The sequence below is a fragment of the Methanococcoides mangrovi genome (genome assembly GCF_052057775.1).
GTDB lineage: Archaea > Halobacteriota > Methanosarcinia > Methanosarcinales > Methanosarcinaceae > Methanococcoides.
In genome coordinates, this window is sequence record NZ_CP195121.1 from 987332 (window position 1) to 1011918 (window position 24587).

Annotated in this window: 28 protein-coding genes and 1 pseudogene; 20 read left to right on the forward strand and 9 right to left on the reverse strand. The window is 45.3% G+C overall.

What is annotated here, in order from left to right:
* Positions 1–9: 9 nt before the first annotated feature.
* The gene (locus ACR3I3_RS05040) at positions 10–1446 is read left to right on the forward strand and encodes a TrkH family potassium uptake protein (protein WP_440953467.1); all 1437 of its coding nucleotides are present in this window, start codon (positions 10–12) and stop codon (positions 1444–1446) included.
* A gap of 93 nt (positions 1447–1539) precedes the next feature.
* Here the strand turns inward: ACR3I3_RS05040 and ACR3I3_RS05045 are convergent, their stop codons facing one another.
* On the reverse strand, positions 1540–2763 hold the full coding sequence (locus tag ACR3I3_RS05045) for an NAD(P)/FAD-dependent oxidoreductase (RefSeq protein ID WP_440953468.1): 1224 nt from the start codon (positions 2761–2763) through the stop codon (positions 1540–1542).
* Positions 2760–2933, reverse strand: a complete 174-nt coding sequence (locus tag ACR3I3_RS05050) for a 4Fe-4S binding protein (protein WP_048205855.1) — start codon at positions 2931–2933, stop codon at positions 2760–2762. Before ACR3I3_RS05050 ends, ACR3I3_RS05045 begins: the two co-directional genes overlap by 4 nt.
* A 295-nt stretch (positions 2934–3228) precedes the next feature.
* Here ACR3I3_RS05050 and cutA point away from each other — a divergent pair, with 295 nt between their 5' ends.
* Positions 3229–3531, forward strand: coding sequence for a divalent-cation tolerance protein CutA (cutA, locus tag ACR3I3_RS05055; RefSeq protein ID WP_440953469.1), 303 nt, complete (start codon positions 3229–3231; stop codon positions 3529–3531).
* Here cutA and cofC read toward each other — a convergent pair.
* The 6 genes from cofC to ACR3I3_RS05085 form a co-directional block, all read right to left on the reverse strand.
* The gene (gene cofC, locus ACR3I3_RS05060; RefSeq protein WP_440953470.1) at positions 3508–4155 is read right to left on the reverse strand and encodes a 2-phospho-L-lactate guanylyltransferase; all 648 of its coding nucleotides are present in this window, start codon (positions 4153–4155) and stop codon (positions 3508–3510) included. The two genes, cutA and cofC, sit on opposite strands and share 24 nt — an antisense overlap.
* A gap of 1 nt (position 4156) precedes the next feature.
* On the reverse strand, positions 4157–5227 hold the full coding sequence (gene cofH, locus ACR3I3_RS05065) for a 5-amino-6-(D-ribitylamino)uracil--L-tyrosine 4-hydroxyphenyl transferase CofH (RefSeq protein WP_440953471.1): 1071 nt from the start codon (positions 5225–5227) through the stop codon (positions 4157–4159).
* A 1-nt stretch (position 5228) separates the two neighbouring features.
* Complete coding sequence (gene cofH, locus ACR3I3_RS05070; protein WP_440953472.1) at positions 5229–6296, reverse strand: 5-amino-6-(D-ribitylamino)uracil--L-tyrosine 4-hydroxyphenyl transferase CofH; 1068 nt, start codon at positions 6294–6296, stop codon at positions 5229–5231.
* Positions 6293–7285, reverse strand: coding sequence for a 7,8-didemethyl-8-hydroxy-5-deazariboflavin synthase subunit CofG (gene cofG, locus ACR3I3_RS05075; protein WP_440953473.1), 993 nt, complete (start codon positions 7283–7285; stop codon positions 6293–6295). The genes cofH (ACR3I3_RS05070) and cofG overlap by 4 nt, the downstream gene beginning before the upstream one ends.
* Positions 7286–7504: 219 nt before the next feature.
* The gene (locus ACR3I3_RS05080; RefSeq protein WP_440953474.1) at positions 7505–8776 is read right to left on the reverse strand and encodes a phytoene desaturase family protein; all 1272 of its coding nucleotides are present in this window, start codon (positions 8774–8776) and stop codon (positions 7505–7507) included.
* Positions 8773–8934 (reverse strand): DUF362 domain-containing protein, encoded by a 162-nt coding sequence (locus ACR3I3_RS05085; protein ID WP_048205848.1) that lies wholly within the window; start codon positions 8932–8934, stop codon positions 8773–8775. The genes ACR3I3_RS05080 and ACR3I3_RS05085 overlap by 4 nt, the downstream gene beginning before the upstream one ends.
* A 309-nt stretch (positions 8935–9243) precedes the next feature.
* Here ACR3I3_RS05085 and ACR3I3_RS05090 point away from each other — a divergent pair, with 309 nt between their 5' ends.
* The 15 genes and pseudogenes from ACR3I3_RS05090 (at position 9244) to ACR3I3_RS05160 (ending at position 20791) form a co-directional block, all read left to right on the forward strand.
* The gene (locus ACR3I3_RS05090; RefSeq protein ID WP_440953475.1) at positions 9244–9660 is read left to right on the forward strand and encodes a DUF22 domain-containing protein; all 417 of its coding nucleotides are present in this window, start codon (positions 9244–9246) and stop codon (positions 9658–9660) included.
* Positions 9661–9685: 25 nt separating this feature from the next.
* Positions 9686–10192: a hypothetical protein gene (locus ACR3I3_RS05095; RefSeq protein ID WP_440953476.1), complete on the forward strand. Its 507-nt coding sequence runs from the start codon at positions 9686–9688 to the stop codon at positions 10190–10192.
* Between the two features lie 379 nt (positions 10193–10571).
* Entirely contained in the window at positions 10572–10967 is a 396-nt protein-coding gene (gene fpoA, locus ACR3I3_RS05100; protein ID WP_048205845.1) for a F420H2 dehydrogenase subunit FpoA, read from the forward strand.
* Complete coding sequence (fpoB, locus tag ACR3I3_RS05105; RefSeq protein WP_440953477.1) at positions 10955–11509, forward strand: F(420)H(2) dehydrogenase subunit B; 555 nt, start codon at positions 10955–10957, stop codon at positions 11507–11509. The genes fpoA and fpoB overlap by 13 nt, the downstream gene beginning before the upstream one ends.
* 9 nt (positions 11510–11518) lie before the next feature.
* On the forward strand, positions 11519–11995 hold the full coding sequence (gene fpoC / locus ACR3I3_RS05110; RefSeq protein ID WP_440953478.1) for a F420H2 dehydrogenase subunit FpoC: 477 nt from the start codon (positions 11519–11521) through the stop codon (positions 11993–11995).
* 9 nt (positions 11996–12004) lie between these two features.
* The gene (gene fpoD / locus ACR3I3_RS05115) at positions 12005–13129 is read left to right on the forward strand and encodes a F420H2 dehydrogenase subunit FpoD (RefSeq protein ID WP_440953479.1); all 1125 of its coding nucleotides are present in this window, start codon (positions 12005–12007) and stop codon (positions 13127–13129) included.
* A 5-nt stretch (positions 13130–13134) separates the two neighbouring features.
* Positions 13135–14169 (forward strand): annotated as a pseudogene (gene fpoH / locus ACR3I3_RS05120) (F420H2 dehydrogenase subunit FpoH).
* Positions 14170–14173: 4 nt separating this feature from the next.
* Positions 14174–14581, forward strand: coding sequence for a F420H2 dehydrogenase subunit FpoI (gene fpoI / locus ACR3I3_RS05125; RefSeq protein WP_440953480.1), 408 nt, complete (start codon positions 14174–14176; stop codon positions 14579–14581).
* 1 nt (position 14582) lies between these two features.
* A complete protein-coding gene (locus ACR3I3_RS05130) occupies positions 14583–14852 on the forward strand; it encodes an NADH-quinone oxidoreductase subunit J (RefSeq protein ID WP_440953481.1) in 270 nt (89 codons plus the stop codon).
* Positions 14845–15192: a F420H2 dehydrogenase subunit FpoJ gene (gene fpoJ, locus ACR3I3_RS05135; protein ID WP_440953482.1), complete on the forward strand. Its 348-nt coding sequence runs from the start codon at positions 14845–14847 to the stop codon at positions 15190–15192. The genes ACR3I3_RS05130 and fpoJ overlap by 8 nt, the downstream gene beginning before the upstream one ends.
* Positions 15192–15494 (forward strand): F420H2 dehydrogenase subunit FpoK, encoded by a 303-nt coding sequence (gene fpoK / locus ACR3I3_RS05140; RefSeq protein ID WP_440953483.1) that lies wholly within the window; start codon positions 15192–15194, stop codon positions 15492–15494. Before fpoJ ends, fpoK begins: the two co-directional genes overlap by 1 nt.
* A gap of 2 nt (positions 15495–15496) precedes the next feature.
* Positions 15497–17494 (forward strand): F420H2 dehydrogenase subunit FpoL, encoded by a 1998-nt coding sequence (fpoL, locus tag ACR3I3_RS05145; RefSeq protein WP_440953484.1) that lies wholly within the window; start codon positions 15497–15499, stop codon positions 17492–17494.
* Positions 17494–18981 carry a F(420)H(2) dehydrogenase subunit M gene (gene fpoM, locus ACR3I3_RS05150; RefSeq protein ID WP_440953485.1) on the forward strand — a complete coding sequence of 496 codons (1488 nt, stop codon included), beginning with the start codon at positions 17494–17496 and terminating at the stop codon, positions 18979–18981. Before fpoL ends, fpoM begins: the two co-directional genes overlap by 1 nt.
* Before the next feature lie 3 nt (positions 18982–18984).
* Complete coding sequence (gene fpoN, locus ACR3I3_RS05155) at positions 18985–20439, forward strand: F(420)H(2) dehydrogenase subunit N (protein WP_440953486.1); 1455 nt, start codon at positions 18985–18987, stop codon at positions 20437–20439.
* Between the two features lies 1 nt (position 20440).
* Positions 20441–20791 carry a F420H2 dehydrogenase subunit FpoO gene (locus ACR3I3_RS05160; protein WP_440953487.1) on the forward strand — a complete coding sequence of 117 codons (351 nt, stop codon included), beginning with the start codon at positions 20441–20443 and terminating at the stop codon, positions 20789–20791.
* A 211-nt stretch (positions 20792–21002) separates the two neighbouring features.
* Here ACR3I3_RS05160 and ACR3I3_RS05165 read toward each other — a convergent pair whose 3' ends face one another.
* A complete protein-coding gene (locus tag ACR3I3_RS05165) occupies positions 21003–21944 on the reverse strand; it encodes a nucleoside recognition domain-containing protein (RefSeq protein WP_440953488.1) in 942 nt (313 codons plus the stop codon).
* 115 nt (positions 21945–22059) lie between these two features.
* On the opposite strand from ACR3I3_RS05165, the gene ACR3I3_RS05170 reads away from it, so the two are divergent.
* The 3 genes from ACR3I3_RS05170 to pyrG are packed head-to-tail and all read left to right on the forward strand — an operon-like array spanning position 22060 to position 24562.
* Entirely contained in the window at positions 22060–22242 is a 183-nt protein-coding gene (locus ACR3I3_RS05170; RefSeq protein WP_440953489.1) for a methytransferase partner Trm112, read from the forward strand.
* 22 nt (positions 22243–22264) lie between these two features.
* Positions 22265–22942 carry a DUF7524 family protein gene (locus tag ACR3I3_RS05175; RefSeq protein WP_440953490.1) on the forward strand — a complete coding sequence of 226 codons (678 nt, stop codon included), beginning with the start codon at positions 22265–22267 and terminating at the stop codon, positions 22940–22942.
* Positions 22943–22957: 15 nt separating this feature from the next.
* Positions 22958–24562, forward strand: a complete 1605-nt coding sequence (gene pyrG / locus ACR3I3_RS05180; RefSeq protein WP_440953491.1) for a glutamine hydrolyzing CTP synthase — start codon at positions 22958–22960, stop codon at positions 24560–24562.
* The last annotated feature ends 25 nt before the right edge of the window (positions 24563–24587 follow it).

Genomic DNA, 24587 nt, shown 5'->3' on the forward strand with positions numbered 1-24587 from the left:
CGTGTTTTCATGAGATATGGTGTCGTATTCAGTGTAATGGGCTTACTTCTTCGATATCTCGGCCCGATGATGCTGTTACCTCTGGGAGTTGCACTCTATTATGGCGAATCGCCTTATCCTTTTTCGATAGCTTTTTCCCTGACCACGATCGTTGGTTCTGCACTCTCATTCCGGTATTCAACAGATGACAGGGAATGGGAAAAACGTGAAGGTTTTGCCATAGTTGCTTTTGGATGGTTTGCTGCGGCACTTTTTGGTTCTATTCCATACATGTTCGACGGTGTAACCCCTCTAAACGCATTGTTCGAATCAATGTCAGGTTTTACAACAACAGGGGCAACTGTCTTTGTTGACATTGAGTCTCATTCAAAGAGTCTCCTGTTCTGGCGAAGCATGACCCAGTGGTTGGGTGGAATGGGAATTATCATGTTGTTCATTGCAATTCTCCCTAAGCTTGGGGTTGCAGGCCGCCAGATGTTCCGTGCTGAGGCACCGGGTCCCAAGGAGGATCAGTTGAGGCCAAGGATCCGGGAGACCGCAAAGATCCTCTGGGCAGTCTATGTGTCCATTTCTGTAGTGGAACTTCTTCTTCTGCTCATTGCCGGAATGTCCTTCTACGATGCCTGTACACATACTTTTACTACAATGGCATGTGGTGGTTTTTCACCTTATGCGGACAGTGTTGCTGCTTTTGACAGCCCTTTAATTGAAGGTATTATCACTCTTTTCATGTTCATCTCCGGTGCGAACTTCGCGTTGCACTATAAGACCCTTTATTCTGATAAGAAAAGTTTACTGAGGGATGATGAGTTCAAGTTCTATTTCGTGATAGTGAGCCTTGCAACGGTTATTCTTACATTGATTCTCTGGAGGGATACTTTTGATCTCCTCTCCGCATCTTTCAGGTATGCTGTTTTCCAGGTTGTCTCTATATTGACTACTACCGGTTTTGCAACAACCGACTTCAACCTCTGGACAGATGCCGGAAAGGTGGTATTACTGGTTGTGATGTTCATTGGAGGATGTGCCGGTTCTACCGGGGGCGGTATCAAAGTAGTACGTCTCCTCATTTTACTGAAATATGCAAGGAATGAGCTGTTCAAAGCTGTTCATCCTAAAGCTGTAAGGCCGATCAAATTCAACGGAAAAAGCGTTCCGAGTGACATTATGCATGCGATCATATCTTTTGTTGTGATCTATTTCCTTATCTTTTTGATAAGTTCAGCTGTCCTTTCCATATTTGGAATGGACCTTACAAGTTCTGTCACGGCATCGATCGCAACTCTTGGGAACATCGGTCCGGGTTTCAATACAGTGGGGCCGATGGCGAACTTCAGTACTGTTCCTGTTATTGGAAAACTTGTACTTATTGCCAATATGTGGATTGGAAGGCTTGAAGTTTTCACTGTTATAGTTATGCTTACTCCCGAGTTCTGGAAAAAATAAACGAACGCATGATCACTAGCTGACCATGTATCTTGATAAATCTGAAAAAAGAGGTGTGACTCCATCCCTTTAAGGGACGGAGTGAATGTCAGCTTATTCTGACCTGTATTTGAAATCGATATCGTTCTTGAGAATATCCTTAAAGAGTCCCCTGAGGTTCCAGAGAAGTTTCTTGTTCGCTTTGAACAGGGCGAGCAAGAGGTCCATGAGGCTCATACTTGTGAAGTTCACGTTCTGGAGTGACTTTGCCAGTGAGTTCAGATCGTCATCTGTGAATTTGACAAATGTCTCCTTGACAATAAGGCTGCTATTGATCTCCTTTCCGATAGTGCTTCTCCAGAGGTCTTCATATTCCTGAAGGGTCGCGGTGGAATAATCTCCTTTCCTTACTGCTTTTACAGCAACCTCTCCGGCAATCTTTCCTGCATCCATTGCATTGATTATGCCACCGCCGGTGATCGGGTCTGACTGACGTGCAGCATCTCCGACCAGCATAAGGCCGTTGGCTATGGTCCTGTCGATAGTACCTGATACCGGCACTCCTCCGACCACCATCTCTATGATCCTGGCTTCAGGCATGTTCTTTTTCATGAAGTCGTCCAGAAGATCAATTGCCCTTTGTTCTCCGGATTCGCTTCCGAGTATGCCTATTCCTAAGTTTGCCTTGTTTCCACCCTTTGGGAAAAGCCAGATGTATCCTGCAGGTGCAATCTCATTTCCGAGGTAGAAATAACAGAATTCCTGGTCTATATTTGCATTTGCTACCAGGTATTGTGCACATGTTTCCATGTCTGCAGGTTTTACTGCGGTATTTATACCTGCCCAGCGCCCGACCTTGGATTCCATTCCGTCTGCACCGATTACTATCTTTGAACGGATCTCATGCTCTTCACCCATATGCATGAGCTTGATGCCGCAGACATTGCCTTTTTCAATTATAAGGTCCGTAGCTCTGGTCTTTACCATTACTTCTGCTCCGGCAATAGCACTTTCATTTGCAAGTGCCCTGTCGAATACCTTTCTCTCGAGTACATATCCGACCTCTCCACCGGCGATCTCCTCTGCCATTTCGACCATTGTCCCGTCAGGTGAAAAGATACGTGAACCTTTCACATCAGCACAAATCCATCTTAGATCGGGTTCTATGTGCTGTTTTAGGTTATATTTTCCCACTCCTTCAGCACATCTAATCGGATCTCCGATCTCCTGCCTTTTTTCTATCAGGAGTACATCGAGTCCCTCCTTTGCAGCCGTTTTGGCTGCAATGGATCCGGCAGGCCCGGCACCGACGACAATAACATCATACTCGTTTTTCATCTGTCCACCTCTATAGCTCCCAGTGGACATATTTTCTGGCAGATGCCACATCCGGTACATTTATTGTCTACTTCTATCCATGTTTCGATGAGCTCTAATGCTCCTGTTGGACAAACGCCCACACATGCACCGCAGTACCCACATTTATATTTATTTACAATGATGCTCATTCATTATCACCGATAGTCAGATGTGATGTACCATTATTACTTTGATAATAATATAGGTTTCGTGAGTTGATATTTCCCGGGTGACAACATTTATATGTAATTATTTCCTGAGAGCAAAAATTGAATAAAAAACTGTCTTTTTCGGATAAGTCTGTTAACATATATTAGTATTTTAGCCTAATGAGACTGCTTTTGTATGTTCTCATAAGTTCTCATGCCCTACGTGTGTCACATGACGATGGGCTGAAATGTCTAAATATGTTTCCTGCAAATACCATTTAATATGCATCATATCATGGTCTACATTACTACAGGGAGTCTTGATGAGGCCCGGATGATCGGGAAAGAGCTAGTCTCATGTCGCCTTGCCGCATGTGCCAACATCCATCCTATAAATTCCATCTACTGGTGGGATAATGAAGTGGTGGAGGATAATGAGGTTGTACTTATTCTGAAAACGACCTCTGAGAAGTTTGTGGAATTAAAAGAGATGGTAAAATCCCTTCACAGCTATGATCTTCCATGCATAATCTCATGGGGGATAAGTGGTGAAGAAAATTATCTGCAGTGGGTATCAGATGAAACCGGAAAGCTTTGAGTTCGCTGAGATTTTCACACGTCCTTTTCCGGTCTCTGTACAAAATCTTTTTTCTGCATATTGTTTTGAAAGCCCTTCCCCGTATATGAGTAGCTCTACAATGTCATGAGGCTCATCGATATCGGTGCTTGCGAGCAATGAATCGAAGACGTGGATGCTTTTTCCGAGATCTTTTGTGATATCGCAATGGCTTAAAAAGCTGCAGTCATGGTACCTGACAGTGAACTCTTTTGGCTGGCTCAGGAACAGTATGTTCGTACCTCCGCCTTTTCCGGGAACGATCACAACGTCTTCAGGGAATGATATTATCCTCTTGATATGGCTGCTTTTCACAAGGGGCAGGTCCGCCATGATTATCATGGTTGGCTCATCAACAGTCTGGAGATATGCATTGATGGATACATTAAGGCCGGGTTCGGTCACAACAACATTGACATCGAGGTCATCAGGAACTCCTTCACTTGAAGTGGTGAGTATGTCTATCTTCGTAATCCCTGCACAGAGCAATGAGTCTACCACATCCCTCAGCATGAGCTCGACAAAGTCCTCTCGCTCCTCTTTTGAAAGTACCGGGGCTAGCCTTGATTTGGCATTCTCTTTCTTGTATGGGATCACTGCCCGCATATCACATTTCCTCGTATAATGCATTCCTTCGCATTGGTATTCGGCCTGCACTCCTTATTGTCCATTCCAGCTCTTCAGGTGGCAGGTACTCACCGTTGGAACCGCCGGAAGCAAGTGTGATCTGGTCTTCCATAAGGGTTCCGCCCATATCGTTGGCTCCACATGACAAAGCCACCTGAGCAAGTTTCTTGCCAAGTTTTACCCAGCATGCCTGAAGGTTGTCAATATGTTTGTTGAGAAGGACTCTCGCAATAGCTATCAGCTGAAGGTCTTCGGTTCCTGTTGTCATGAACTTCCCTGAACGCAGCATCTCTTCTCCGATACGGTTATTGTATGGCATGAAAGGCATTGTTATCAGTTCGGTGAAAGCTCCGGTCTCTTTCTGGATATCGCGTATTGTAAGTATGTGGTCGAAACGTTCTTCCCAAGTTTCCACATGCCCGTACATTATGGTGGCATTGGTTCGCAGCCCCGTCTTGTGTGAGGCTTTGATGGTCTCTACCCATTGGCCTGTTGTGATCTTATCCTCACAGATGATCTTGCGGACGCGGTCTGAAAGTATCTCTGCTGATGTACCGGTAAGTGTACCGAGGCCGTTCTTCTTCAGTTCTGAAAAAGCTTCCTCAAGAGGCGTTCCTGATAGGGATGATGCATAATGGATCTCCATTGGTGAGAATCCGTGTATTGTCATATTCGGGTAATTGGTCTTGATGCTCCTGACGATCTCATTATAGAATTCAAGATCCAGTTGTGGGAGGTAGCCGCCCTGGATGCAGATCTCTACAGCACCGGCCTTTTCTGCCTCACCTACCTGGGCGAGTATCTCTTCAATAGTCAGGATGTAACCTTCCCCTTCCCGGAAAGCGCAGAAACCGCAACTTCCCTTGCACATGTTGGTGATGTAGATGTTCCTGTTGGTGACATATGTCACTGTATCCCCTACAGCTTCCTTGCGGAGATCGTCTGCCAGTGTGTAAAGCTCGAAAGGGTTCACATCCAGAAGTGCAAAAGCATCTTCTTTTGTTGCAGTTCCTTTGTAGGCACGGTCAACGATATCTCCCGGAATGGTCATCTTATAAGCTCCTGTAAAATGTATCTCTCTGGACAGGTATCCTTCCTGCACCCCTGATGATCCATTCCAGCTCTTCGACTGAGATCACTTCTCCATTGGAAGCTCCTGCGGATCTGGAGATGCTCTCTTCCATAAGTGTGCCTCCAAGATCGTTCCCGCCGCATAACAGTGCAACTTGTGCAAGCTTCTTACCAAGCTTTACCCAGCTGACCTGTATGTTATCCACATGTTTGTTCAGTAAAATGCGTGCAAGTGAATAGACCTTCAGATCCTCTGTTCCTGTGGTCATGAACTTGCCTTCTTTAAGCATCCTGTCGCCTATTATATTATTGTAGGGCATGAACGGAAGCGGAACGAACTCAGTGATCCCTCCGGTCTTTTTCTGGATGTCTCTGATAGTTAATATGTGTTCGATGCGCTCTTCCCATGTTTCAACATGTCCGTACATCATCGTTGCAGTTGTTTTTATTCCTGCATTGTGTGCAGCTGTTACAACATCTATCCACTGCTGCCTTGTGATCTTTCCGGGGCAGACAATTTCACGCACCCGATCGACCAGTATCTCCGCAGCGGTACCAGGCATGGTGTTCAATCCGTTCTTTTTTAGCTCATCAAGTGTCTCTTCAATAGTCAGGCCGCTGGAAGTGGCAGCATGGTAAACTTCCATTGGTGAGAAACAATGTGTGTGAATGTGAGGATAGTCTTCTTTGACAGCTTTGAGGATGTTGAGGTAGAGGTCGAGCTTCACGTCCTTCATAAGTCCTCCCTGAATACACAGTTCAGTAGCACCTGCCGCAACAGCTTCATCGATCTTTTCCTTTATCTGTTCCTGTGTGAGGAGGTATCCTTTTTTATCCTTGAATGCACAGAACCCGCAGGTACCGATACATATGTCAGTAAAATTGATGTTGCGGTTGACAACATATGTTACATTGTCCCCGACGGCTTCAGATCTTAGTTTGTCTGCCAGTGCATATAGTTCAAAGGGCTTTACTTCCAGTAGGGCAAGAGCATCTTCTTTGGTAGCAGTGCCATTATATGCTCTTTCTACAATATCTTCAGGGATCATGGCTGTTTCCTCTTGAATCCTTTTTTATCGGTAAGTTCTGTAATAAGAACTGAAAGTTTCTTGCTGTACCATCCTTTCTCAATGTACTGCGGGTATATCGGTAACCTTTCGACCAGTGGTATACTTCCTGTCATTTGTTGAAGCTCGACAACACTTGGCCATTCGGCTTCCGGATTGATCCAGTCGATGGTGGTGGGTGAGACTCCTCCAAGGTCCGTGGCGCCGTTCTCTATGAGTATGCGGGGTTCGATCAGATTTGGCGCGACCTGGACTGCGACATCATCCGGCAGGATCTCTCTTGCAAGGGATACTGCCCGGACCATCTCATTCTTTGTAGGTGGTATTCGATCAGCCATTGGTGTGTCTGGCTTAGGCATGAAGTTCTGGATGATAACTTCCTGGATATGTCCGAATTCCCTGTGAATATCTGCAATAGTCTGAAGTGAGTGCTTCCTGTCCTCCTCGGTCTCTCCGATACCAACCAGTATGCCTGTTGTGAAAGGTATCTGCAGTTCACCGGCAGTGCGTATCATCTCGATACGCTTTGAAGGAGCTTTTCCAGGAGATTCACTGTGAGCTTTCAGGTCAGCAGTGGTTTCCAGCATGAGGCCCATACTTACGTTGAGGGGTTTGAGCATCTCAAGTTCACTTCGGGTAAGTATTCCTGCATTGGTATGTGGTAGCAGTCCCATCTCTATAGCAATCTCACAAAGGTCAGTTACGTATTCGATGGTGCTTTCATATCCCATTTCTTTTAGCTCTTTTTTGTACTCGGGAACCTCTTCGGCATACTCTCCAAAAACAAAAAGTGCTTCAGTACATCCTGCTTCTTTTCCATTTTTCAGGATTGGTATTATCTCCTCTATATTCATAAGGCGGGCTTCAGGATGGTCAGGGTCCCGCCTGAATGTGCAATATCCGCAACGGTTCCTGCAAATGTTCGTGACAGGGATGAAAACATTGCGTGAGAAGGTCACAAATTCGGGCATAATTGGTGAATGAATGAAAGAATTAGTACATAAGTTTAATCGAAGGTACATTTGTGTTTCAGAAATTACTCCAAAGGTCAAAATGAAGCAAGAAAAAAATGGAACTTCAGTTTCAGTTGATGGGAAGAAATAATGAACACTTATGCAAACATATTTTCCGGGAATGTCAGGGTTTGATGGCGAACTATTGTCCGCCATCAAAAAATATATTTCAGTAACTCAATTTTCCAGAATGAGGTTCATGGTGTTCTTTACACCAAGGGCTATCCCTTCAACTTCAATGCCGCCCTTGCCTTTTGCACCATCCCCTACCACGTAAAGACCTTCGATAGGCGTAGTGTTCCCGATGTCCGATCCTGATGATGATCTGTTGACAGGCCAGCCGTTATAGTACGATTGTGTCAGTAGCACTTCATAATCTTTGCCGGGGAAGATCTCTTCAAGGTCCTTTAGTCCCAGATCGATTTCATCCTCAAGGTAAGGTATCCTGTCCCATTTAGTAGTCTGGTGTGCCATTACAAGGTGCTTGCCCTGTGGTGCAAGATTTGGGTCGATGTTGGTCACTTCGTTGATGCCATTCACACGTCTGGCCGAGGGTGTGAACAGGACACCTCCGTGTCCGATAAGCGGTTCATTTGCTGCAAGGCAGATCTTGACCCCTGCAGATGGTTTGACAACTTTGACCCTGTCAAGGTACTTCCGGTATTCTGCGTCGGTTTCCATTCCTCTGCAAAGGTCGCTTGTGTAATGATGTCCGATGTTACTGATGATGAGGTCTGCAGTATGCTCCTTCCCATTCACGATGACGCCTGAGGCCTTTCCGTTCTCTGCGATTATCTCTGTGACCTCTTTTTCCGTATGGATAACTCCTCCGTTGTTCCTGACAACATCTGCGAGGGCATCAGTGACAGCTTTGCAGCCGCCAATAGGTACACCAGGTCCGCCATAGCGGTAAGTGTTCTCGAATATTTCAAAGACCTCTTCTGCAGGAACATCTTCTGCTGTCAGGCTGAGGGCCCAGCCGCAGAAGGAATCTGCCATCTGGTGTGCCAGAGGTTCGTTGAGATGTCTTGAAAGCCATTCTGCAAAGTTGCAGTCCTTAGGAGGATTCTTTCTGGTTGTGATCATCAGGATCGCCAGCTTGATCCTGTTCCAGATTGAAAAGACCTTTCCGAACTTCGCAAAAGGTACGTCTTTGTAAATAGTGTCCCCTACATCTTCGAAGATGCGCATGAAAGCCATTCCTTCAGCACGTTCAATGGTAATATCCGCGCCCACTTCCCCGAGTAATTGCGCCAGCGGCCCAGTGGGTCCATGTGGTATCATATGCAGGGCACCTGTGGTAAGCTGGTATCCTTTTACTTCGATATTGGTGAACCTCCCTCCTGTCATGGGGAGACGTTCGAATATTTCTACATCGTATCCGGATCCTGATAATTTCGCCGCGCTCAACAGTCCGCCAAGTCCGGCTCCTATCACTATTGCCTTCATTCACCTACCTCTATAGCTTTCATGGGGCAGTATGCCGCACATATGCCGCACTCCACACATTTGTCCGTGATGCGTGCCTTACTTTTGACAATGATCGCATCCTTTTTACAAAATGCAGTACACTGGCCGCATCCAACACAGTTCTCATTGACTTTCATTGATCTCCCTCGGCTTTGCTCCTTTTAACTCCTTCAATGCTCAAAAGGATTTTGTTCAACTCCTTGTTTCAGTAATTAATATATGTGCTTTAAGTTTTGGTATTTTTGTAATTGCCATGTTCCTGTATGTTTTGATGAAGTAATTTATTAATACTGATGTGACCTATTTATTTTGTAGTCCTTTTGGATGCTTTTATTCATGTGGGTTTCAGATATCTTCAATTTCTTTGAGTGTCAACTCTATATTGTTCATTAACAATAATGACAATCTATTTATACTAATATGCTAAAGTCTATTATGGTGATTTTATGTCCACGGAAACTATACAAGTAGTAGCTCGTAAAGACGGTGAATTGGTTTCAAAGAAGTTCAAGGCCGCACCCTATGAATTCACGATCGCCACCCGTGCCAAGTGGGTGATGATGATTGCTGATGAGGATGTAGAGCTCCGTGCTGGCGAATACAAGAAGATCGCTATTAAGGAGGTCACACTGGATGCGGACACTCTTGCAATTCCGTGTGCTTTTACCTACCATGCAGTGGCTTCTGTCCTGAAGGTCTCTTCCAAAGAAGGAAACTGTCTTGTTGAAAAGCCACGCACTATTAAGTACGTATATGCTTTCGGACAGGAGACCGGAAAGGTCCGTGCCGGCGACCTGCTTGGTGTTCTGAATATCTTCCCGATCATGTTTACAAGGGAAGCAATGAAGCCTGTCCTGCTCTAATGTGAATATCACAGGGGGATACTATATGGAAAAATGCGAGATCTGCGGGGAAGACCAGGACTACAAGATATATGAGGGCTATAATATCTGTACTGCATGTGCTGATATCATGGAAGATGTAATGGGTGAGTATTTCCTGAAAACAGTGCGTGATACCTCAAAACCAAAGGCTCATGAAGGATATCTGCACTATCTGGACAGTACGACCCGCTATGTAAGTGATTACAAAAAGATCACTTCAAAGTCGCACAAATATACAAAGGATGTCACAGAGCGTACTGAAGATGCACTTCATGACAGCAAGATGCCTTCAAAACAGCGTTATTTTGAGCGGATGCACGATGTTCTTGACTGGCTGGAAAAGACTCCTCAGTTCTATCATTATTACTTCAAGGAGCATTATGTCTGCCCACGTTGTGGCGCATCCATCTTTGATGAGTATGAGTCTGAGCACGTTGGTGAGTGGCTTGTTATCTCCTGCTCTAAATGTGGTGCCATGATAAAGAAGTACTTCTCACCAAAAATGGTCTGAAGATGTGCGGGGCAGGTCATTGATCGCTCCATACAATTTCTTTTTTGTTCATTTTCATGGTACGTTTGTTTATACGTGTCTATAATATTAAGCTTCTTTTTTCATTCGATTTTCAGAAATGGTGATCCCTGCAATTTACCATCTTATCTTCATTAAGCTCTCTCATTGCGATTCTATATGATGTTCATTTTTGGATATGATCTTTTATAAGTTCAGTATGGGTAGCGGGAACTATGTCAATTACTTGTATATGTTTAGTTTTTATGAAAATATATCGTCATGTTTTATCATGAATGACTCTTTTTTGGAAATAGTTATATAGAGAATACAATATCTACGATTGTAATATCTACGATTAGTAATCATCAGGTGATTCATCATGTCAGTAATAATCGATAGTAGCAATATTATCAATAGTTACATTCCGGTTGCTGTGTTTCTTGTTGTTTCGCTTCTGATGCCACCTGCAACGATGACAATGGTCAAGTTGCTGAGTCCCAGAAGCAAATCACCTAATAAATATGCGACCTATGAATGTGGTTCCGATCCGTTAGGAGATGCGCGAATACAATTCAATGTTGAGTATTATCTTTATGCGATCGCATTCGTTTTGTTCGATATCGAAGTACTTTTCCTTTACCCATGGGCTATGGTATACATAGGCAATGGTGTCGATATGGTAACAGCGATCGTTGAGATGTTGATATTCATTTTCGTTTTGTTGTTTGGATATGCCTACTTATGGAAGAAGGGTGCTCTTAAATGGATGAATTAAACGATAACGAAATAGTCGAGAGTCAGGAAGGCTTCGTGGAGGAGATCCCTGGTGTTATCACCACAACTTCCATGGCCATCAATGAGTTCTTGAAAAAGACAAAGGCTCAGGATGTTATTAACTGGGGTAGGAAGAACTCTCTGTGGTTCCTGACCCAGCCAATGGGATGCTGTGGTGTGGAAATGATCGCTACAGGTTGTGCACACTATGATACGGACAGGTTCGGTATCATCCCACGTAACTCCCCAAGGGCTGCAGATGTCATGATCATCAGTGGATACGTGACAAGGAAGTATCTTCCTGCAATTCAGAAACTGTGGGAACAGATGGCTGCACCAAAGTGGGTCATATGCATGGGTGACTGCTCCATCAGCGGTGGTCCTTTCTATGAATCCTACAGTACAGTGCAGAACATTGATACAATGTTCCCTATAGATGTCTTTATTCCAGGATGTCCACCAAGGCCGGAAGCCCTGCTTCAGGGATTCCTTGAGCTTCAGAAGAAGATCATGGCCAAGAAGGACCGTGGGACGGATTATTGAGGTAATATCATGGATGCAAAAAGCATTATTGATTCATTGGTCAACAAGTTCCAGGATTCTCTTACGGATGCAAAAGTAGATTCCGACATAAGGGTCTCTGCTTACCTGGAACCTGAAAAGATCAAAGATGTTTGCCAGTACCTGAAAGATGAACTTGCATTTGACCATCTTTCAAATGAGACTGCAGTAGACTATCCTAAGAAGAATGAGATCATGGTCGTTTATCACATAGCTTCATACGATCATCCTGTATTGCTCACCATTAAGGTGAACCTTCCAAGGGATGCTCCGGAGATCGAGTCCATCGTTCCTGTCTACTGGAATGCAAACTGGTATGAAAGAGAAGTTTACGAACTGTTCGGTGTTAAGTTCAACAACCACCCGGACCTCAGACAGCTTGTTCTTCCAGAGGAGCTGTTAGGGGATTGGCCTTTGAGAAAAGATTATGAAGGCTTCCCGAACAGGACTGCCCGAAACTTGGTGTGAGGTTGAAATATGGATGAAAATGTAGGCCCATCAGAAATGATAGTCCACCTCGGACCACAGCACCCGATGCAGCCAGGACCTTTCAGGTTGAACCTGAGGCTCAGAGGCGAAACCGTTGTCGATGCTGAGGTTGAGTTAGGATTCATTCACAAGGGTATTGAAAAGATTATGGAGAGCAAGACGTATCTCCAGGGTATTCCTATCGTCGATAGGATTTGCTACCTCACAGCAATGACCAACGAAGAGGCATTTGTTGGTGCTGTGGAGAAACTTGCAGATATCGAGGTCCCGGAGAGGTCCCAGTACATAAGGGTCATCGTCGAGGAACTCTCAAGGCTTCAGAGCCACCTGCTTGGTATGGGTGAGTTCGGTGAGTTCATTGGTTTCGTATCAATGTTCATGTACACTATCAAGGAAAGGGAAGATATCCTGTCTTTGATGGACATGATAACCGGTGCACGTATCACACACACTTTCCTCAGATACGGTGGTGTACGTGACGATATTCCTGAAGGATTCAAGGAAAAATCCGCAGTCGTCTTCGCAAGTCTCAGGAACCAGATTGCTGATTACAGAAAGCTGTTCAACGACGATGAGATCTACAAACAGCGCTGTTTCGGTGTTGGTGTCCTTGAGGCAAAGATAGCAAGGGATCTGGGTGTATCCGGACCTGCTCTTCGTGCAACAGGTGTTGCATTCGATATCAGGAAAGATGAACCTTATCTCGTTTACAAGGACCTTGATTTCAAGGTGTGCACAGCTACAGAAGGTGACATTGCAGCACGTATCAATGTAAGGCTTGCAGAGATGGAAGAAGCAATGCACATCATCGAGCAGTGCCTTGACCAGATGCCAGGCGGACCACTCTTCTATGAAGATTCCCCATACGGCAAGAGGAGTCCTGTAATGAGGGTTCCTGAAGGCGATGTGTTCCACAGGGTAGAGGATCCACGTGGAGAAATGGGCTTCTATGTAGTTTCAGATGGCTCTGATAAACCACACCGTGTAAAGATAAGGGGACCTGTTTATCCAACCATGCAGGCATTACCTCCACTTATCAAAGGAACCACTGTTGCTGATGTGGCAGCTATTGCAGGTAGTATGGACGGTTGTACCAGTGAGGCAGACAGGTGATAATGATGTCAGGAGAAATAGTAGATCTTATTATCAACCCATGGGTTCGCACTCTGATCGGTCTTTGCCTGATTGGTGTCGTCTTTATGGGAGCTATGACCGTTGTATGGTTCGAGCGTAAACTTTCTGGTGATATCCAGTTCAGGCTTGGTCCTAAATACGTAGGTCCTTCCGGTTAGTTCCAGCTTTTCGCTGATGCTATCAAACTGATGACCAAAGAAGATCTTATCCCATCAAAAGCTGACAGGTTGCTTTTCGTTTCAGCACCTATCGTCCTCATGGGTTCAGTCTTCATGATGCTGGTCGCCATCCCATTCGGTGCTATTATCGTAAATGGTGTCGAGTACCCCATAGTAGGTACACAGATGGACATCAGCGTACTTTACATTGAAGCAGTGTCTTCCGTTTCTATCATCGGTGCTTTCATGTATGCATACAGTTCTAACAACAAGTACTCCCTTCTGGGTGCTTTCAGGAACTTTGCAAGGATGATCGGATACGAGGTGCCACTTGGTATCACTGTGGTAAGTGTAGCTATCATGGTAGGTTCACTGGACATTATCGAGATCGCACAGGCACAGAGCCCGATCTGGTTCGTGTTCCTCCAGCCTCTTGGATTCATCGTTTTCTTCATTGCACTGATGGCCGATATGGGTCGTCTCCCGTTCGACCAGAACGAGTCTGAAGAAGAACTTGTAGCAGGTTGGATCACTGAATATACCGGTATGAGGTTCGGTCTTGGTTTCTTTGCTGAATACATCCACCTTATTCTTGGTTCAATGCTTGTTGTATTGTTGTTCCTCGGAGGATGGAACTTACCTGCATTCCTGACCAACATCACTATACTGGGGATCTTCCTTCCAACAATATACTTCCTGTTGAAGGTTGCTCTTGTTATCCTGACCATCATCATGCTTAGATGGGCAGTACCAAGGTTCAGGATCGACCAGGTTGTAGACCTTAGCTGGAAGAGGCTTCTCCCATTATCATTATTGAACCTTGGATGGGCAATAATATTGGGTATTTATATGGGTGCGTGATACCATGGTATTGAAAAATATTGCTAGAGCTGTTAAAAACATCTACAAGCCCCCTATTACCAGAAGGTATCCTGAGGTTCCCACCGAGTTGCCTGACAGGTTCAGAGGGCTTCAAAAACTTGATAAAAGTAAATGTATAGGCTGTGGTATTTGTGCCAACACCTGCCCTAACAGTGCGATAAAGATCGTAAGGGCAAGGATTGGTCCTGGCAGTGATAAGACAAGATGGTTCCCTGCCATCGATATCGGTCACTGTCTGTTCTGCGGCCTTTGTATCGATCAATGTCCACAGGGTGCTCTTTCAAGCACAAAGGTCTACACCACAGGTGTGATCAGGTGGACCCATGAGGAATTATTGTATACTCCGGACATGCTGGCACGTGAAGTTCCGGTAGGGGAGAATGGTGAGTGAAATGACAGGTATAATCGAAGGTGCCATCTTCGCTATTGTCGCTCTTGTGCTGATCTCATTTGCGATCCTGACAGTAGTGTCAAGAGACATAGTACGTGCAGCACTTGCGCTCGTTCTTGCTATGTTCACAGTGGCTGCCGTGTATATCATGCTCAACGCACAGTTCCTGGGTATTGTCCAGATCCTTGTGTACGTTGGAGCGATCGGAGTTCTGATACTCTTCGCAGTTATGCTGACCAAGAAGAATATGGGAAGTGATGATAATGAGTGAACGTCCAACTATATGGAAATCATTTGTCCATCAGTTCAATCCAAAGAGGCAGATCTCAAAACTGTTGGACCTGAAAGCTCCTTCAATCGAGACAATTCTCAGGACAATGACCAGACTTATCATTGCAGGTCTTTTCCTTGCAGTAGTACTGGTTTCACTTTATGGTACAGGATGGCCTGCTCTTGAACAGCTTCCACAGAACGTCGCTGACCAGAGTAACATCAAGGGATTGGGTACCCTTATCTTTACAGACTTTGTGGTCCCGTTCGAGATCCTTTCAATAGTGTTACTTTCCTCACTGATGGGTGCCATCTATCTGGCAAAAGGAGATGATAACTGATGATCCCGTTAAACTGGTATCTTGGTCTTTCAGCTATCGTGTTCTCCATAGGTCTCTATGGTTTGATGTCACATAAGAACGGTATCAGGATGCTTATGTGTGTGGAACTTATGTTAAACTCCGCAAACATAAACCTGGTCGCCTTCTCAAGTTACAACAATGACATGACAGGACAGGTATTCGCACTGTTCTCTATTGCACTGGCTGCAGCAGAGGCAGCAATCGGATTTGCGATTCTCATGTCAATTTACAGGATGCGCGATATGATCAACGTTGACAAACTTAACTTATTGAGGTGGTAAGAATGGCAATGGAAAATCTTGCATTTTTAATACCACTGCTTCCTGCACTTGCTTTTGTGCTTACGTTCTTCCTCGGGAAGAAACTGCCATCCGGCGGTGCAATTATTCCGATCGTGGCAATAGCCATTTCATGTATAATATCAGTGGCTATCACCATGGGTCTTTTGCAGAACCCTGAGCATGTAGTAACTCAGTCTGTTCACTGGTTCGCAATACTCAATCTTGGAATACTGATCGACCCGCTTGCAGCGGTAATGCTTTCAATGGTCACATTTGTGAGTCTGCTTATCCACATCTATGCTGTGGGTTACATGTCACACGACCCTGCTAAGTCAAGGTACTTCGCAGAGACCGCTCTCTTCACAGCAGCTATGCTTGGTGTGATCCTTTCAGACAACATCCTTCAGCTTTTCGTTTGCTGGGAGCTTGTGGGTCTTTGTTCATACCTGCTTATCGGTTTCTGGTTCCACAAGCCAGGAGCAGCTGCAGCAGCTAAGAAGGCATTCCTGACTACCAGAATTGGTGACGTCATGTTCCTTGCAGGTATTGTCCTGCTCTTCTCTGACATATATACAATATACAATGGAGTACTTCCGGAAGGCGTATACGTCCTCCAGTTCAGTGAAATGTTCCATTTGATCCCGGAACTTGTTGCTATTAATTCAACAATACTGGGTATGGAAGTAAGCCATCTGACACTTGTAACGCTGTTGTTCTTCGGTGGTGCGGTTGGTAAGTCCGGTCAGTTCCCGCTTCATGTGTGGCTTCCTGATGCAATGGAAGGTCCAACTACCGTTTCAGCTCTCATCCACGCAGCAACAATGGTTACAGCCGGTGTCTATCTCGTAGCACGTACCTTCCCAATGTTCCTTGCAGCACCTGATTCATTGATTGTCGTTGCTATCGTTGGTGCTTTCACTGCACTGTTCGCAGCAACAATGGGTATCGTAATGAACGATCTTAAGAGAGTACTTGCTTATTCAACTGTCAGTCAGCTTGGATACATGGTCCTTGGTCTTGGTCTTGGTGCAGTAGTTGGTGCAGAAGCTGTTGGAATTTCAATGTTCCACCTCATCAACCATGCATTCTTCAAGGCACTGCTCTTCCTCTGTGCAGGAAGTGTCATCCACGCTGTAGGTACACATGATATGAGACAGCTTGGTGGCGTAGGCAAGGTCATGCCTATCACTTTCGCTACAATGACGGCTGCAGCACTTGCGCTTGCAGGTTTCGGTATCCCTGGTACAGGCCTCGGATTCAGTGGTTTCATGAGTAAGGACCCAATAATCGAGTCTGCATACCTGTATGCAACAGAAACCGGTAGCTGGATGCCATACCTGTTTGCTATCGCAGCAGCTTTCCTTACATCCCTGTATATCTTCAGGCTGATCTTCATGACCTTTACAGGAGAGGCAAGGACAGATTACGGTGGACACGAGTCCCCTTCATCCATGACAATCCCTCTTGCGATCCTCGCAGTGTTCGCAGTGGTCTTCGGTGCATTGACAAGGACATCCTTTTATCACTTCATCGAAGAGACCTTTGTACACATGGATATTGAAGCACTTGCTGAGCTTGGTGGATACCACCTTGCACACCACGGACACGAACCACTTCTTGTCCTCTGGATGCCACTGATCGTGGCAGTTGCAGGTCTTGTTATTGCTTTCCTGATCTACAACAGGAGGGTAGTTGACATGAGCAGGATCGTTTCAAGGAACAACCCTGTCTACAAGTTGCTCTACAACAGGTATTATCAGCATCAGATCTTTGTTGAGTTCTTCTCTGTAAAGATCATCTACGAGGGCCTTGCACTCGCAGGTTTCTATTCAGACAAGATGCTGGACTGGCTTGTCAACGGTACAAGTTACGTGCTTATTGAAGCAGGAGACTCCCTTAGGAAATTCCAGACTGGAGTCATACAGCACTATGCAGCAGCAGTAGTTGCAGGTGTAGGCCTGCTGGTCATTCTGATCAAGCTGGTCATGGAGGTCTTCTAATGTTACCAATATTATCTTTGATAGTTCTGATCCCAATCTTGTTCGGAGCAGTAACTTTCTTTACAAAAACAAGGGAACAGGCAAGGATATCCGCTTTAGTGGGTACTCTGATCACACTGGTCCTGACACTCTACATGTACTTCTCATTCGACAGTACGACAGCAGCCATGCAGTTCGAGGAAATGGCAAACTGGATCCCATCACTTGGTATCAGCTATCACCTTGGTGTTGATGGCGTTTCCATGCCTCTTATACTGCTCAACGCTATTGTTATCCCACTGTTGATCATCTATACATGGGATGACGTCAGGTCCGCACCTAACAGGTTCTATGGCCTGATACTTGCAATGCAGGGAGCAGTCATTGGTGTATTCGTAGCACTTGACTTCTTCATATTCTATATCTTCTGGGAGCTTACCCTCGTACCATTGTTCTTCATGGTAAACATCTGGGGCGGTTCCAACAAGAAGCATGCAGCTATCAAGTTCTTCATCTACACTCACGTCGCATCTCTTGTGATGCTTCTGGGTATCTTTGGACTTTACTTCAACGCATGGTCTATCACAGGTTCCCCGAACATGGACATGGCACATATGATCGGCCAGTTCCAGTTCTTTGAATCAGGCGTTCTCAGGGATGCAATATTCCTTGCATTGCTCTTTGGATTCATTGTTAAGCTCCCTGTAGTACCATTCCACTCCTGGTTGCCGGATGCATATTCCGAAGCACCTACAGCAGGCAGTGTACTTTTCATCCTGCTTAAGATCGGTGGATATGGTCTCTTTAGGGTAATGCTTCCAATGTTGCCATTCACAGCAACCCCAAGCCTCATGATCACCATCATGGGAGCTCTTGGTGCAGTGAGCATCCTCTACGGTGCATTCCTTGCGCTTGCACAGAAGGACCTCAAGAGAATGATCGCATACTCCAGTATCAGTCACATGGGATACGTTACCCTCGGCTGTGCAGGTCTTGTAAGCCTCTCAGTATCCGGTGCAATGTTCCAGCAGTTCTCACACGGACTTATCATGAGCATTATGTTCATGTCCTGTGGAGTGATCCAGAATGCAACAGGTACAAGGATCATCAACGACCTTGGAGGTCTTGCAAAGAAGATGCCAAAGCTCGCAGTCATCATGGTGCTCGGTTTCATGGCATCACTTGGTCTGCCTGGCCTTACCGGTTTCATTGCAGAGTTCCTTGTGCTGACATTCAGTTTCATTAATGTGCCAACCTATGTGATCATCGCACTGCTTGCAATCGTGATCACAGCGGCATATCACCTCTGGGCATTGCAGAGGGCAATGTTCGGTACTTTCAATGAGAAGCTCGGTGAGATCGCGGACATCTCGTCCTACCAGACACTGTCCATGGGGGTAATCGCCCTGCTCGTACTGTACTTTGGACTGAACCCAAGTCCGGTGCTGGATATGATGATAACTAATTCAGAAAAGATCGTCAGCCTTATGGCTGTAATGGGGGTGTGAGAAATGGTAGATCTTATGTTACTCGCACCTGAAATAACGCTCCTGGTAACAGGACTTGCAATAGTACTGTTAGGTTTGTTCCTTTCAGGCCAGTCTAAGAAAATACTCGGATACATCGCAACACTTGGCTGTCTCATTGCCCTGATGTTCACACTGAACAGCTTTGGGACCACAGCTGTCATGTTCTCGAACTCACTGAGCATTGATGCACTTTCACAGTTCTTCAAGCTCGTGTTCCTGACAGTTGCGACACTTGTGTCCATCGCAGCGATCAAATACACTGATGGGAATGACCACACTGATGAGTTCTATGCTCTTTCACTCTTCGCAACCATCGGTATGATGATGGTGGCATCAGCAAACGACCTCATGGTGCTCTTCGTTGCATTCGAGCTTGCAAGTCTTGCAACATACGGCCTTGCAGGTTTCGAGAAGAAGAACCCTGCTTCCTCAGAAGCAGCAATGAAGTACTTCATCATCGGTTCACTTTCTGCTGCTCTGCTGTTGCTCGGTATCGGATACGTTTACGGTACAACAGGTACCACAAACATTGAGGCAATTGCCCAGAACATAGGTCTCCTGTCAAGCAGCCCAATGGGAATCCTTTCCCTTGTACTGCTCATCGCAGGTTTTGGTTTCAAGATCGCTCTTGTGCCATTCCACATGTGGGCACCTGACACCTATCAGGGTTCACCTTCCGTGGTCTCCGCGCTTCTGGCAGCCGGCTCCAAGAAGATGGGATTCGTTGCAGCTTTCAAGGTCTTCATCACAGCCCTTATTGCCCTTCAGGCAGACTGGCAGATGGCATTTGCTATCCTTGCAGTGGTAACAATGACCTACGGTAACATCGTGGCATTGTCACAGACCAGTGTAAAGCGCATGCTCGCTTACTCATCCCTTGCACAGGCAGGATACATCACAATGGCACTTGTGGTCATGACACCGATGGCACTTACCGGTGGTATCCTCTACGCTCTCTCACACGGCTTCATGAAAGCAGGAGCTTTCATCGCAACAGCTGCTGTGGTCTACATGGCAACATCAGAGAACAAGGATATCCTGAAGGCTGATCACCTTGACAGCTTCAAGGGTCTTGGTAAGAGAATGCCAATTACAGCACTCTCCCTGACAGTCTTTGTACTGGCACTTTCCGGTATCCCACCAACAGCAGGTTTCATGAGCAAGTTCGTCCTGTTCTCATCAACCATCGAATCAGGACTTGTCTGGCTTGCAGTGATCGCTATCCTTAACAGCGCACTTTCACTGTACTACTACGCAAGAGTTGTCAGGTACATGTATGCTATGCCCGCAGAAGGTGAGAGGGTCTCTGAACCAATTCCATACGTTGTTGCACTGCTTGTAGCAGTTGCAGGTGTACTGGCAATCGGTCTCTGGCCGGAACCATTCGTGAACATGGCAATGGAAGCCGCAAAAGTATTGATCCCGGGAGGAATTTAAAATGGCAGATTGTGACCTTTGTGGAGTAGCAATTCCAACAGTATGTCCTGTAAGGGTATTTGCACCAAAGTTCGAGCAATCCTATCCTGAAGGAGTATGGAAAGGACTTTGCAGCTCTTGTCTTGAGAAAGCTAAAAAGGCATTTGATGAGGCTACTGAAAGCAAAGCAACGGGTTCATTCGGTAAGTGTGACCTTTGCGGTGCAGAAGGACAGGTACAGGATGTGGAGATCAATATCCCATCCTTCTCAAAAGGCTATGAGCTTGAGAGAAAGAAGATCTGCATGAAATGCCTTGAAAAGAGCAGTGAAGCCTATGAAAATAAGGATGAACTGCTTGGTGAACATCACTAAAGGTCAGTCTCACTGACCTTTTTTTCTTCTTTTTTACTTTGACTTTCACTTCTGATGATATTTATCTGTTCTTCCTCAGATCATTTTGAAGGATTATTATTTTCAGCAAGTACAACTCTCAGGAAGACCATTTGTTCAAAAAAGTTGATTTTTTCAGACGATTTTTTCAGACCTTTATCTTCTCCGATAATTTCCTGTTGATAGTTCCTGATCACATTCTTGCTATGGAGAGTAGTATGATCAGGAGTATGAACCTGATGATCATACTCATTCCTGTTGAAAAGGCCACGATCCTCAATCCGACTTTTGGTCCGAAAATAGATACGTAACGTGGAATTATCGCTCTGACAGTGAACAGCGGCAACATGAACATGCTTCCGAGCATAAGTACTATCATAGCCTGCAGGGATGAGATCCCTCCATCGCTTATCATAGGGCCAAGTAATGATACTCCGAGAATAGGGCTGGCGACATATGTTGTAAGCGGGACAATGCTCTCAGGTGGTATCCCGAATATTTCTGCAAGAGGAAGAACATTGAAGATCTCAAAAGCACCCCTCTCCCTCAGCGCAAATACCAGTGTTGTCATTGTCAGGTAGATAATAGCGATCTTTGTGAAGAGATGTTTTTGTTTTTTGAATGCTTTTCTCATGGCATCCTTTATATGGGGTCGCTCCATGATCTCTGCTTTTGGTACGATGCACGTGTGCTCTCTGAACCATATCCTGCTCAGTATTATCACAACAGATACTTTGGCAAAGGCGCTGAGTATGAAGACCATTACGTAGAATCCACCCACTACCGGGCCGAGTGCAGGCAGGACAATAGGTATCTGATAGGTCAGTATCTCCCTGATATATGCAGGGGTACTGTTAAGGATGGCACAAAGCATGGTCTCACGATCATCAAGGCAGCCTTCATCCTTGATTTTTACGATCATGCTGTTCGCTGCTACTGTAGAGCCAAGGGACACCAGAAATGCAGATGCACAGGCCTGCGGAAGGTGGGTATGCCTGAAAAGGGGTTCTGTGAACCTTGAGAACTTTTGCATAAATCCCATTTCAATGAGCAAACCTGTTCCGAAAAGACCTACAAATATGGTAGCGATTACAGGGAGTGCAAAATCAAACACCCTTATAAGCAGATCGAACATAACCCTATAATGATAATAACTTGTAAATTAATCTATTTGAATGAAGGTATTATGCTCCTTTAAAAAACCAAAACCTTGATATGATGTGCAATACTTTTTTGTCTGGTGATCGTAAATGAAGAAAGATCTCATGGATATTCTGGCATGCCCTATGTGCAAAGGTGATCTTGTTCTGAATATCTCTAAGGAAGATGAAAAGGAAATTATTTCAGGAACACTTTATTGTTCAAAATGTGATGAGTATTTCCCTATTGAGGATGGCATTCCTAACATGCTGCCACCAGATCTGAGGGAATAATCTTTAAAGAGGTTGAGTACACTTGCAACAGGTACATATTAATCGTCTTGGTGTAAATTCCATTGAATTCGAATCCGATGTATTGGAGATTCCCTTATCTCCCGGTGGAGAGAACAGTTTTGAGATAGTGATCATAAATTACGGTTCACCAACTCATGTACACCTGTCTGCAAGCGATGGTCTTCAGGATAACCTGACATTCCTCGAAGACAACCCTTACGTTTCACATGAGGAATATATACCTGTCATTGCGCGTATCCCCTTTGACGGTCGCCTACTTAACAAAGGCAAGATCTTCGTTACAGTAGGCTACGGTTCAAAAACTGAAAGTTTCACTGTAAAGATAGGGATGGCTGATCCGGAGGATGGCCCAGTCCCGATAGATATAGATGAAAGATTGTCATCCCCTGCTCCTGTCATGACCGGCAGGAAGAGTCACGAAAGAGGAAGGCAGATCTCTGCGATGTTATCTTCTGTTGGCGAAGCATTTACTCAGACATTGAATAATCGGAATATCCTGATCTTTTCAGCAGTGATCTTAATTCTGGTTCTGATCTACATATCAATTCGTTTAATATCGGGTATTGATATGGAGATCGGATTTGAGATCGGCTTTTATACGTCATTGGCATTTACAATATTGTTCACATCTTTAGTTGCTTATCTGTTAGTAAAACTTCCAATATTAAAAAATGAATGAGGCAGTTGAATTCACATGAAATATATCATCACGACCGGCGGAGTTATGAGTGGTCTGGGGAAAGGGATCACCACAGCATCTGTCGGCAGGAATCTCAAAGACAAAGGCTACAATGTCACAGCCATAAAGATCGATCCTTACATCAATATTGATGCAGGTACCATGAGTCCTTATCAACACGGTGAGGTCTACGTCCTGAAGGACGGTGGAGAGGTGGATCTTGATCTTGGTAACTATGAACGCTTCCTTGATACAGAGCTTACAAGGGAACACAATCTTACTACAGGAAAAGTCTATCAGTCTGTGATCAACAAGGAGCGCAGGGGAGAATACCTTGGTAAGACCGTACAGATCATCCCTCACATAACCAATGAGATCAAGGAACGCATACGAAGGGTGGCAGCAAAAAGTGGTGCAGATGTCTGTCTCATTGAAGTAGGTGGAACTGTTGGTGATATCGAGAGTATGCCATTCCTCGAGGCAGTAAGACAGATGTACAGGGAAGAGTCTCCTGAGAACATCGCATTACTGCATGTAACACTGGTGCCTATGGACTCTCAGGGTGACCAGAAAACAAAGCCAACACAGCATTCCGTAAAAGAACTAAGGGAACTGGGTCTGACTCCGCATGTGATCATTGCAAGGTGTAAGAGTCCACTTATGGAAAACACCCGTTCAAAGATCGCCCTTTTCTGTGATGTACCTGTGGAAGCTGTCATAAGTGCCCACGATTCCGCTGATATCTATGAGGTTCCGCTTCAGCTTGAGGACGAAGGCCTCAGCGACTATCTCCTGAAGAAACTTGATCTAGTTAAGCCAACGGTGGAAGATACAAAGTGGAAGGAGATGGTCCAGAGGATGAACAATCCAACTGGTCATGTGAAGGTTGCTATCGTAGGGAAATATACTCACCTTGAAGATTCCTACATAAGTATTGTCGAATCTCTCAAGCATGGAGCTATTGAATGTGGTTGCAAGTTCGATGTGAAGTGGTTCGATGCAGAGAAATTTGATGACAATCCTGAAGGTGTGGAAGAACTTGCCGGCTTTGACGGTATCCTCGTTCCCGGTGGTTTTGGCGAACGTGGAACTGAGGGCAAGATCCTCTCTATCAAATTTGCAAGGGAAAACAACATACCATACCTGGGACTCTGCCTTGGTATGCAGCTTGCTGTGATCGAGTTTTCAAGGAATGTAGTAGGGCTTGAAGGTGCAAACAGCAGCGAGTTCGACGAAGACACGCCATATCCTGTTATAGACCTGCTTCCTGAACAGGAAAATGTGGTGGATATGGGTGCAACAATGCGTCTTGGTGATTATGAAGCAACCTTAAAGGAAGGTTCACTTGCAGAAAAGATCTATGGTGCAACTACTATCATCGAGCGTCACAGGCACAGGTATGAAGTAAATCCTAATTATGTCGATCGCATTGAAGAGTGCGGCATGATCTTCTCCGGAAAGAACAAGAACAGGATGGAGATCGCAGAGGTGCCTGAAAACGACTTCTACTTTGCATCCCAGTTCCACCCGGAGTTCAAATCAAGACCCGGAAGGCCATCCCCGCCTTTCAAGGCGTTCATGGATGCAATGCTTAAAAGAAGTAAGGAAAGAAAGGACTGATATGATATCGTCCTTTTCTTATTTT